Raw genomic sequence first — 10,305 nt, forward strand, 5'->3', positions numbered from 1 at the left:
GGCTGGGCGAGTGCCTGAACATCCTCCAGTAGTCGATCCCTTCAAGCATCGGGTGCCCGGCCGACCCGGCCGCGACCCCGCCGGCAAACCGGCGGATCGCACCGGACGCACCCGCGCTGAGCTTGGGATCTATGGCTGAGACGCTAGCAAGCCGACCGACCTGCGCGGGCTCGGCTCGGGGCGCGATCAGCGCACGACCGGCCAGTCGCTCGGTCCACCGCGCAGGACTTGTTCACGCAGGATGTCGGCGTGTCCACAGTGCTGGGCGAGCTCACGCAACACGTGCAGGTAGACCCAGCGCAGCGGCAGGGCACCGCGACGGTTGCCGTGTACGAGATCGCTCAGGTCCATTTCGGCGACGGCTTGGCGCGATGCTTCGCACGCCTCCCGGTGTGCCTGCCGGACGGTGGCAATGGTGTCGTCGTCGTCCAGGTCAAAGGACTCGTCCGGACCGGCTTGAATGCCCAGCTCGTCGCGCGAACGGCACGTGACGGCCTCGCCGAACCAGACCTTCTCGACGAAGGTCGCGTGCTTGACCAGCCCCAGCAGCGTGGTCTTCGAGGGCACCAAGGATCGGCGTGCCTGCTGCTCGGTCAGCCCCTCCAGGCAGGCGTCCAGCGCGAAGCGGTGCTGGTCGAGGAACGTCTCGAACTGGACCTTGGCCGGCTCGTCGATGACGTCCTCCGCGGAACGCCTTGCTGGGTCGGACACCCGCCGATCATCGCAGATCGCACCTCGAGTGCACGTGGCGCTCACCGGCACGAGCCCGGAGGACGGCCATGAGCGTGCGCCATCCCACGCGGCGGCTGGAGTCGTGTCGTCATCGTCATCGTGTCGGATTGGCAGGCCGCGTCGACGTTGCGCTGGTACGGTCGCGCCTCGTGAGTACCGGGTCGAAGCTGTTGGTGATTGGCGGGCGCTCGGGCGTGGGGAAGTCGTCTGTGGCGTTCGCGCTTCACGACCAGCTCGCCGCTGAACGCGTTCGGCACGCCGTCATTGAGGGTGACGCGCTGGATCTGGCGTGGCCGGCGCCCTGGGAGCACCGGCTCGCCGAGCGCAACCTGGCTGCGGTGTGGATGAACTACCGCGCACTCGGGTATGACCGACTCGTCTACACCAACACGATGAGCGTGCTGCACGCGGGCGAGCTCGCGGCTGCGATGGGGGACGACCCCGTCGTGACCGCGATCCTGCTGACCGCCGACGACTCGACTGCTCGTGCCCGGCTCGCCTGCCGTGAGCACGGTGACTCGCTCGCCGCCCACGTCCAGCGGTCCGACGCTGCCGCGCGTGTTCTCCAGGAGAGGGCTCCCCTCGACGTGCACCGGTTGTCCACGGATGGGCGCGACGCGGTTCACGTCGCGCGGGAGATCCGTGGTCTGTGGCTCGGGTAGTGGCCGGTGACCGGCGGGCAGACCGCCGGTCAGCCGCGACCCGCCGTTGTCTTGGGCTGCGCGCGGCTCTGGAACGCTGCGCGCGCAGCGGCGGCGCCCTGGCATCGGCAGGGTCGCGCGGGCAGCGGCTATGTCCGGACGTATCACCTGGCCCTGGTGCGCACCTGTCCACCTCTTGGTCGAGGATGGTTCGCATGACTGTGCCGAGTGTGCTCGCGGTGTTCGCTCACCCTGACGATGAGTCGTTGTCGGCAGGTGGCCTGCTCGCGCGTAGTGCCAGCGAGGGCGGACGGACTGCTGTGGTCACGACGACTTGGGCCGAGGACAGTCCGCGCGCGAAGGAACTGGCCGAGGCGCTCCAATATCTTGGGGCAGAGACGCCCCGGTTTCTCGGATATGCCGACGCGCGTCTACCCGAATCGGCGAGGAACTGCCCGCGCTTCTGCGACGCGCCGCTCGATGAAGCCGTGGGACGGCTGGCGAGTCACATCCGCGACTTCCGCCCGGACATCATCGTCACGCACGATGCCTACGGCGGGGTCACCGGCCATCCAGATCACCTGCAGACGCACCGAGTCACCGTTCTTGCGGCTCAGGCTGCAGCAATGGAGGGGCTGTACCCAGACGCGGGCACGCCTTGGCTCGCTCACAATCTCTACCTGGCCACCCATCCGCACTCAGCCATGGCGACTCTGGCGAAGATCATCGGATCTCAGAAGGCGAGATACAGCGTTCCCGACGAGCAAGTGGCATTGAGTGTCGACGTCACCCCGTGGCTGGACAAGAAGATCGACGCCATACTGGCTCACCGCTCGGAGGTGCAGCGAGGAGCCCTGCCGGGACTCGTCGCCAGTTTGGCTCCGAAGGCTCGCGCCGAGTTGCTCTCCACCGAGTGGTACACCTGCTGGGAGTTGCCTTCGAACGGGGCGGGCTGGGCCTGACACGATCGGCTGCCCAAGGCAAGCCGACTAACGAAGCGAGACGGGTCGACGTCCTCTCATCGGCTACTTGTCGCATTGACCCAGGACCGGTGTCTGGCGGGGCTCGGTCCAGGTGCCCGGGTTGTCGCTCCCACATCGGCTGCCCACGACTGGTCGTGTGGCTCTCTGGCTTGCGCGGCTCGGGTGCCGCCTGAGCGGGGAGAGGCTCAGAGGGGTTTGCTCAGCTCGAAGTAGCGGTGCCCTCCCTGCTCGACAACCACACCGGTTCGAGCAGCGGAGGACAGCATGGTGGTCCAGTCAGAACGCGTGGTCATCGGGATGGACCCGCACAAACGCTCGGTGACGATTGCGGTCATGGCCGGCGACGAGAAGGTGCTGGGCGGGGGCAGGTTTGCCACCGACCCGGACGGGTTCACGGCGCTGCGCGAGTACGTGCGCGCGTGGCCGCAGCGGGTCTGGGCGATCGAGGGGTGCAACGGCATCGGCCGGCACGTCGCCCTGCGACTGCTCGCGGACGGTCAGGACGTCGTGGACGTGCCGCCGAAGATGTCGGCCAGGGCGCGGGTGTTCGGCACTCGGTCACTTCCCGGACCCGTCACCCACGACCCTAGAACCGCGCTCCCCGCCGCGGCTTGACACAGAAGGGAGCCACGAGCGGGCGTCGGCCGCATGCGCTGCTAGCGTCGGGTCGCGTGATCGTATGGCTCAACGGCACCCACGGCGCAGGCAAAACGACGACCGCTTCACTCCTGCAGCCGCTGATCCCGGATTCCCGGGTGTTCGACGCCGAGAAGGTCGGCGAGACGCTGATGGACATCACGCCGGGACTGCCCGAGACCGACAACTTCCAACACTGGCCGCCGTGGCGGCCGCTCGTGGTCGAGACCGCCCGCCGCATACTCGACTACACCGGCGGCACTCTGGTGATGCCGATGACCGTCCTGGTCGAGCAGTACTGGCGCGAGATCAGCACGGGCCTCGCCGACCATGGCATCCAGGTACGGCACTTCGTCCTCCACGCTGACCAGGACACCCTCCGCGGGCGCATCGAGCGAGACACACTCCTTGGCCCGTCCCTGTTCCGCCTCAAGCACCTCGAGCCCTACGCCGAAGCGGCCCGCACCTGGCTGCACGACGAGGCCGAGGTCGTCGACACCACAGACCTCACACCGGGCCAGGCCGCCCTGCAGATCGCAGACGCCGTCAACCGTTGAGGGCGGCGCCCACGGACATCAGACCAGGCGATGGCTCGTGACACACCCCTAGACGCCCATCGGCAGGAGCACGGGCGGCGGCATGTGCGGGCGACTGGTCAGGATCTTCGCGGTCGATCGGGTCCGAGCCAGCTTGTCCGCACTGGGCGGGCTTGAGGAAGTGGAGCGCTGTCGCCGCGACTCTGTCGTGCTGTCGGGTCGCTGACGACCGGCGTCCCGGACGAGTCTTCAAAGAATTCTGGGAGGCGGTGTCGGATCGGGGCGGTGGTGTTCGTAGCAAGGGTGAGGCCGCCCACACGGGGCGGCGCCAGGGCAGAGGAACCGCGATCATGAAGCTGACGACCATGACTCAGGTCAGCATCGATGGAGTGATGCAGGGAAACGGCGCCGTGTCGGATGACCGCAGGAACGGATTCGAGCGCGGCGGATGGGCCCGGGGGAAGGGCGACGACGAGACCAGGACGTTCATCACGCAGACCTACCAGCGCGCAGAGGCGTTCTTGTTCGGGCGGCGCACCTACGAGCTGTTCGCCGGCTCCTGGGGATCAGTCGACCAGATGCTCGCGCATCCCATCGGCGTGGCCTTGAACGGGGCCCCCAAGTACGTTGCCTCGACCACGCTCACCGCGCCGCGTTGGGAGGTCACGACCGTTCTCCGCGGTGACCTCGCGGCGGCCATCGGTGAGCTGAAGGCCAAGTCCGGGGGCGAGCTGCAGGTGCACGGCAGTGGCGCCCTGACCCGGTGGCTGCTGGAGAACGATCTGGTCGACGAGATGACTTTGATCGTGATCCCGGTGATCCTCGGCCAGGGCGGGAGATTGTTCTCGGAGACCGGCCCAGATCTTGCGCTCGACCTGGTCGAGTCGCGAGTCGACTCCAAGGGCGTGACGATCCAGGTCTACCGGCCGGCCGGGCGCCCGGAGTATGCATCGGCCTGACGTCCCTGACCACCGAACCACGCTGTCTCGACACCACAGGAGATGATCTTCAGATGCAGTACCTGGTTTCCGTGATCGATGACAAGAGCAATCCGGGCAGCACGGACAGGCGGCCCGCCATCAGCGCGTTCAACGAACGACTGATCGCCGAGGGCTACTGGGTTTTCGCGGGCGGACTCGCGGGCACCGACGCGGCCACGGTCATCGACAACCGGGGCGAGCAGGCGGTGTTCAGCGACGGGCCCTTCGTGGAGTCGAAGGAGTACCTCGCCGGCGTCTGGGTGTGGGAGGCCCCCGATCTGGATGTGGCGCTCGAGCTCGCCACCGAGGCGTCGAAGGTCTGCGATCGGAAGGTCGAGGTGCGGGCGTTCCTGTGATCGACGTCGGGGAGGCGGTCACCCGGGCCCACCACGAGGAGTGGGCGCGGGTGGTGGCAGCCCTGACCAGGCGTTTCGGTGACCTCGACATCGCTGAGGAGGCGGCGGCCGAGGCGTTCGCGACCGCCGTCGAGCGGTGGCCGGCCGACGGCGTACCGCCCAACCCCGGTGCCTGGCTGACCACCACCGCCAATCACAAGGCCATCGACCGGATCCGGCGCGAGAACAAGCGCGACGGCAAGCACAGGGAGGCTCAGCTGGTGTACGACTACCTGCCCGAGCCTCCCGGCGCCATCGACGACGAGCGGCTCCGGCTGATCTTCACCTGCTGTCACCCGGCGCTGGCTATGGAAGCCCGCGTGGCGCTGACGCTGCGCATGGTCGGCGGTCTGACCGTGCCCGAGATCGCCCGTGCCTTCCTGGTGCAGGAGACCACCATGGGGCAGCGGATCACCCGCGCGAAGGCCAAGATCACAGCGGCACGCATCCCGTATCGCGTGCCGTCCGCCGAGGACCTCCCCGCACGCGTCTCCAGCGCGCTGACCGTCCTCTTCCTGGTCTTCAACGAGGGATACCTGGCGACCGGCCCCGACACCGATCCGGTGCGTCGCGACCTGACCACCGAGGCGATCCGGCTCACCCGCCTGATCCGTACCCTCCTGCCGGACGACGGTGAGGTGGCCGGGCTGCTGGCGTTGATGCTCCTCACCGAGGCCCGCCGCACCGCCCGGGTCTCAGCCAGCGGCGAACTGGTCGCCCTCGACGAGCAGGACCGTGCGGCCTGGGACGCGGCGCTGATCGCCGAGGGGCACCGGCTGGTGCGCGAGCGCCTCGCCGCTGCCGCCGCCGGGGTCGCTCCGGGCCGCTACCAGATCCTCGCCGCGATCAACGCCGTGCACACCTCCGCCCGCGAGATCCGCGACACCGACTGGTCGCAGGTCCTCGCGCTCTATGACCAGCTCGTCCGCCTCGACCCCTCGCCGATCATCGCCCTCAACCGGGCCATCGCCGTGGGCGAGCTCGACGGGCCGGAGGTGGCGCTAGCGGCGGTCGACCGCCTTGAGGACAGGCTGGTCGGCTATCACGCCTACCACGCCACCCGCGCGGACCTGTTGCGCAGGCTGGGCCGCAGTCAGCAGTCGCGCGAGGCGTACGACAGAGCAATCGAGCTGGCGGGCAACACGGCTCAGATCGCCTACCTGAGCCGCCGCCGCGACCAGCTGCGGTAGCGCCCACGGATCACCGATCGACACCCCGCGCGCAGCGGCGGCCGGCCCCGGCACAATCAGATCGGCCCAATACCCGCATCAGGTCGTCAGCTTCTGACGGTCGGCACTGCACTGTCATCGGCATGACCAGATGATTCGCTCTGCACGTCGTCTCCGTCGCGACCGTGCGTCACGCCTCGTCGGCCGAACCGGCGGTGTGCCTGGTCCGGCGGGTGCGACAGATTGCGCGGCCGAGCCAGCGCCCTCGGAAGCGCCCGGGCGTGGTCATGCCCGCGCACGGCTGCCACACGTCAGTCGGCGAGGAGCGCGACGTCCGTCCGGTGGTGCGACCCGGGCAGCGCGATGCGCTCGACCCCGGCATAAGCGGCCGCACGGGCCGCTGGCAGGTCAGCTCCGACGCCGACCACCGACAGCACCCGGCCGCCCGCAGCGACGAGCTGGTCCCCGTCCGGCCCTGGCGCCATGGCCGTCCCCGCGTGCAGCACGTGGACGCCGGGCAGCGCCTCGGCGTCCTCGATGCCGGTGATCGGGTCACCGCTGCGGACGTCGGCCGGGTACCCGTGCGCCGCGATCACGACCGTGACGGCGGCGGCGTCGAGCCACTCGAGCGGCGCGAGCTGCCCGAGCCCGCCGGTCGCCGCGGCGTGCAGCACACCACCGAGCGGTGTCGCGAGCCGCGCGAGGACCACCTGCGTCTCGGGGTCGCCGAACCGCGCGTTGAACTCGACGACGCGGGTCCCCTTGCTGGTCAGTGCGAGACCGACGTAGAGCACCCCGGCGAACGGCGTACCGCGGCGGGCCATCTCGTCGATCGTCGGCTGCGCGACGCGGGCCACGACGTCCTCGACGAGGTCAGCGGGCGCCCACGGCAGCGGCGAGTACGCGCCCATGCCGCCCGTGTTCGGTCCGGCGTCGCCGTCGAGCGCGCGCTTGTAGTCCTGCGCCGGCACGAGCGGGACGACGTGCGCGCCGTCCGACAGGACGAACAGCGACACCTCGGGGCCGTCGAGGTACTCCTCGATCACGACGCGGCTGCCGGGCTTGGCGAGGCAGGCCTGCGCGTGCGCGAGCGCCTCGGCGCGGTCGGTCGTGACGACGACGCCCTTGCCCGCGGCGAGACCGTCGTCCTTGACGACGTAGGGCGGGCCGAACGTGTCGAGGGCGGCGGCCGCCTCGTCGGAGGTCGTGGCGACGCGGGGCTCGGCGGTGGGGACACCGGCTGCGGCCATGATGTCCTTCGCGAACGCCTTGGAGCCCTCGAGCTGAGCCGCCGCGGCGCTCGGGCCGAAGACGGCGATCCCGGCGTCGTGCACCGCGTCCGCGACCCCCGCCACGAGGGGGGCCTCCGGGCCGACGATGACGAGGTCGACGCCCAGCCCGACCGCGAGCGCCGCCACGGCCGCGCCGTCGAGCGGATCGACCGGGTACAGGGTCGCCAGCTGGCCGATGCCAGGGTTCCCGGGGGCCGCGTGCAGCGCCGTCACCTGCGGGTCACGGGACAGCGCGCGGACGAGGGCGTGCTCGCGAGCACCGGTTCCGACGACGAGGATCTCCACGCTGCCGGAGTGTATCGGCGGTCCGTGCCCGACGGCGGCCCGGTCCGCGGTCAGAGGCCCTGGAGACGCTGCTCGAGCCCCGCCCGGACTGCCGGCCACTCCGACGCCAGGATCGAGAACACGACTGTGTCGCGCCGCGTGCCGTCGGCACGGACCACGTGCTCGCGCAGCACACCCTCGCGCACCGCACCGAGCCGCGCGATGGCGGCCTGCGAGCGCGCGTTGATCGCGTCCGTCTGGAGCTTCACGCGGTGCATGTGGCAGTCCTCGAACGCGTGCGTGAGCAGCGCGAGCTTCGTCGCGGGGTTGACTACGCCCGCCCAGACGTCGGGGGCGTACGCCGTCCAGCCGAGATGCAGGCGCTCGTTGGCCACGTCGACGTCACCGAGGCTGCTCGTGCCCACGAGCCGTCCGGCGGGCCCGACGGCGGACGTGCGGGCCAGCCGGATCGCGTAGGCCGCCTGGCCGGGACGACCGGTCAGCGCGGCGATCCACGCCGCCATGGCGCCGGGGTCCGACGGACGACCTCGCGGTCCCCCGCCGAACCCCGCCGCCCAGACGCGCTCGTCGTCGAGCGCGACGAACAGCTCGTCCGCGTCGGCCACGCTGAGCGGCGTGAGCCGGACCTCCCGGTTGGCCAGCACGGCTCCGGTGGGCGCGACGACCGTCGGCGGCTCGACGAGCTCCGGCTGCGCGACGGCGACCTCCGACTGCTCCATGCGACGACCGTAGCGGCCCCTCAGCGCACGGCGAGACGCGCGCGCAGCGTCGTGAGCTCCTCGGTCATGGCCGCGGGGAGGCGATCGCCGAACCGCTCGAAGAACTCCTGCGTGAGGTCGCACTCTGCCGACCACGGCGCCGGGTCGACCGCGAACAGGGCCTCGACGTCCTCGGCCGGCAGGTCGAGACCCGTCAGGTCGAGCGCGCCGGGGGCCGGCAGCAGGCCGACCTGCGACTCGACGGCACCGACGGACTCGTCGCCCGCGACCCGGCCGAGCGCCCACGCGAGCACGCGCGAGTTCTCGCCGAACCCGGGCCACAGCCAGCGCCCGTCGGCCCCCTTGCGGAACCAGTTGACCTGGAAGACCGCCGGCAGCGGGACTCCTCGGGCCGTGAGCTCGTCGCCGAGCCGCAGCCAGTGACCCCAGTGGTCGGCCATGTTGTAGCCGCAGAACGGGAGCATCGCGAACGGGTCGCGGCGCAGCGCCCCGACGGTCCCCTCGGCGGCAGCCGTCTGCTCCGAGGAGATCGTCGCGCCCATGAACACCCCGTGCGCCCAGTCGCGCGCCTGGGTCACGAGCGGGACGTTCGTCGCCCGACGACCGCCGAAGAGGATCGCGTCGATCGGTACACCCGCCGGGGAGTCCCAGTCGTCGGCGATGCTCGGGCACTGGTCGGCGGCGACGGTGAACCGCGAGTTGGGGTGCGCGGCCGGACGGCCCGACGACGGCGTCCAGTCCTGGCCCTGCCAGTCGGTGAGGTGCTCGGGCGCCTCGTCAGTCAGGCCCTCCCACCACACGTCCCCGTCGTCGGTCAGCGCGACGTTCGTGAAGATCACGTTCGAGTGCAGGGTCTCGATCGCGGTCGGGTTCGTCGTGACGCCCGTGCCGGGTGCGACACCGAAGAACCCGGCCTCGGGGTTGATCGCGCGCAGCCGGCCGTCCGTGCCGGGTCCGCCCGGGCGCATCCACGCGATGTCGTCGCCGATCGTCTCGACCGTCCAGCCGGGGATCGTCGGGCGCAGCATCGCGAGGTTCGTCTTGCCGCACGCCGACGGGAACGCGGCCGCGAGGTGGAACACGCGGTCCTTCGGGTCGGTGATCCGCAGGATGAGCATGTGCTCGGCGAGCCAGCCCTCGTCGCGGGCCATGACGGACGCGATGCGCAGCGCGAAGCACTTCTTGCCGAGCAGGGCGTTCCCGCCGTACCCCGAGCCGAACGACCAGATCTCCCGGGTCTCGGGGAACTGGACGATGTACTTGCGCTCGCTGCACGGCCACGGCACGTCCTCGATGCGCTCGCCGTCCGGGTCGACGAGGGGTGCACCGACCGAGTGCACCGCGGGCACGAACGCGCCGTCGTCGCCGAGGAGGTCGAGCACCGGGGTGCCGGCACGCGTCATGGTCAGCATGCTCACGACCACGTACGGCGAGTCGGTGAGCTGGACGCCGAGCTGGGAGATCGGGCCGCCGAGCGGTCCCATCGAGAACGGGACGACGTACATCGTCCGGCCCTGCATCGAGCCCTCGAAGACCCCGCGGAGCTCGGCGCGCATGACGGCCGGCTCACGCCAGTTGTTCGTCGGGCCCGCGTCCTCGGGCCGCTCGGAGCAGATGAAGGTGCGGTCCTCGACTCGCGCGACGTCCCGGGGATCCGAGCGGGCCAGGTAGCTGTTGGGGCGGCGCACGGGGTTGAGCCGGATGAGCGTGCCGGACTCCACCATCAGCTCGGTGAGCTCGCGGCGCTGAGCGTCCGAGCCGTCGACCCAGACGACCTCGTCGGGCCGGGTGAGCGCGGCGATGTGGCTCACCCAGGCGAGCAGCTCACGGTGCGACGTCGGAGCGCCGGCGGCGGGGGTTGCGCTGGCGGGCGCCGGGGCGACGGCCATCCGGGTGCGGGCCGTGTTCGCGACGGACGTGGCGACGAGGGTCATAAG

Annotated in this window: 12 protein-coding genes; 7 read left to right on the plus strand and 5 right to left on the minus strand. The window is 70.7% G+C overall.

Going from position 1 to position 10,305, the window contains the following annotated elements:
- A partial coding sequence (locus VFW79_RS16530) for a DUF7677 family protein (RefSeq protein ID WP_422653160.1) occupies positions 1 to 205 on the minus strand: 205 nt, incomplete at its 3' end.
- Positions 187 to 711 carry a DinB family protein gene (locus VFW79_RS14005; RefSeq protein ID WP_329677906.1) on the minus strand — a complete coding sequence of 175 codons (525 nt, stop codon included), beginning with the start codon at positions 709 to 711 and terminating at the stop codon, positions 187 to 189. The genes VFW79_RS14005 and VFW79_RS16530, both read right to left, overlap by 19 nt.
- A 230-nt stretch (positions 712 to 941) precedes the next feature.
- On the opposite strand from VFW79_RS14005, the gene VFW79_RS14010 reads away from it, so the two are divergent.
- From VFW79_RS14010 to VFW79_RS14040, 7 genes are all read left to right on the plus strand, one after another.
- Positions 942 to 1,394 (plus strand): ATPase, encoded by a 453-nt coding sequence (locus tag VFW79_RS14010; RefSeq protein WP_329677907.1) that lies wholly within the window; start codon positions 942 to 944, stop codon positions 1,392 to 1,394.
- Positions 1,395 to 1,588: 194 nt separating this feature from the next.
- Positions 1,589 to 2,335 carry a PIG-L deacetylase family protein gene (locus VFW79_RS14015; protein WP_329677908.1) on the plus strand — a complete coding sequence of 249 codons (747 nt, stop codon included), beginning with the start codon at positions 1,589 to 1,591 and terminating at the stop codon, positions 2,333 to 2,335.
- A 285-nt stretch (positions 2,336 to 2,620) separates the two neighbouring features.
- On the plus strand, positions 2,621 to 2,971 hold the full coding sequence (locus VFW79_RS14020) for an IS110 family transposase (protein WP_329677909.1): 351 nt from the start codon (positions 2,621 to 2,623) through the stop codon (positions 2,969 to 2,971).
- A gap of 56 nt (positions 2,972 to 3,027) precedes the next feature.
- The gene (locus VFW79_RS14025) at positions 3,028 to 3,549 is read left to right on the plus strand and encodes an ATP-binding protein (RefSeq protein WP_329677910.1); all 522 of its coding nucleotides are present in this window, start codon (positions 3,028 to 3,030) and stop codon (positions 3,547 to 3,549) included.
- 329 nt (positions 3,550 to 3,878) lie between these two features.
- On the plus strand, positions 3,879 to 4,487 hold the full coding sequence (locus tag VFW79_RS14030) for a dihydrofolate reductase family protein (protein WP_329677911.1): 609 nt from the start codon (positions 3,879 to 3,881) through the stop codon (positions 4,485 to 4,487).
- 53 nt (positions 4,488 to 4,540) lie between these two features.
- A complete protein-coding gene (locus VFW79_RS14035) occupies positions 4,541 to 4,864 on the plus strand; it encodes a YciI family protein (protein WP_329677912.1) in 324 nt (107 codons plus the stop codon).
- Positions 4,861 to 6,093 carry an RNA polymerase sigma factor gene (locus VFW79_RS14040; protein WP_329677913.1) on the plus strand — a complete coding sequence of 411 codons (1,233 nt, stop codon included), beginning with the start codon at positions 4,861 to 4,863 and terminating at the stop codon, positions 6,091 to 6,093. Before VFW79_RS14035 ends, VFW79_RS14040 begins: the two co-directional genes overlap by 4 nt.
- Positions 6,094 to 6,383: 290 nt before the next feature.
- Here the strand turns inward: VFW79_RS14040 and purD are convergent, their stop codons facing one another.
- Genes purD through VFW79_RS14055 form a run of 3 tightly spaced genes read right to left on the minus strand, consistent with a single transcriptional unit; the run spans position 6,384 to position 10,257 of the window.
- Positions 6,384 to 7,649: a phosphoribosylamine--glycine ligase gene (gene purD, locus VFW79_RS14045; protein ID WP_329677914.1), complete on the minus strand. Its 1,266-nt coding sequence runs from the start codon at positions 7,647 to 7,649 to the stop codon at positions 6,384 to 6,386.
- Between the two features lie 50 nt (positions 7,650 to 7,699).
- Entirely contained in the window at positions 7,700 to 8,368 is a 669-nt protein-coding gene (locus VFW79_RS14050; RefSeq protein ID WP_329677915.1) for a GNAT family protein, read from the minus strand.
- A gap of 20 nt (positions 8,369 to 8,388) precedes the next feature.
- Positions 8,389 to 10,257: a phosphoenolpyruvate carboxykinase (GTP) gene (locus tag VFW79_RS14055; RefSeq protein WP_329677916.1), complete on the minus strand. Its 1,869-nt coding sequence runs from the start codon at positions 10,255 to 10,257 to the stop codon at positions 8,389 to 8,391.
- Positions 10,258 to 10,305 lie beyond the last annotated feature (48 nt).

The sequence above is a fragment of the Cellulomonas sp. genome (assembly GCF_036279715.1).
In the GTDB taxonomy this organism is placed as follows: Bacteria; Actinomycetota; Actinomycetes; order Actinomycetales; family Cellulomonadaceae; genus Cellulomonas_A.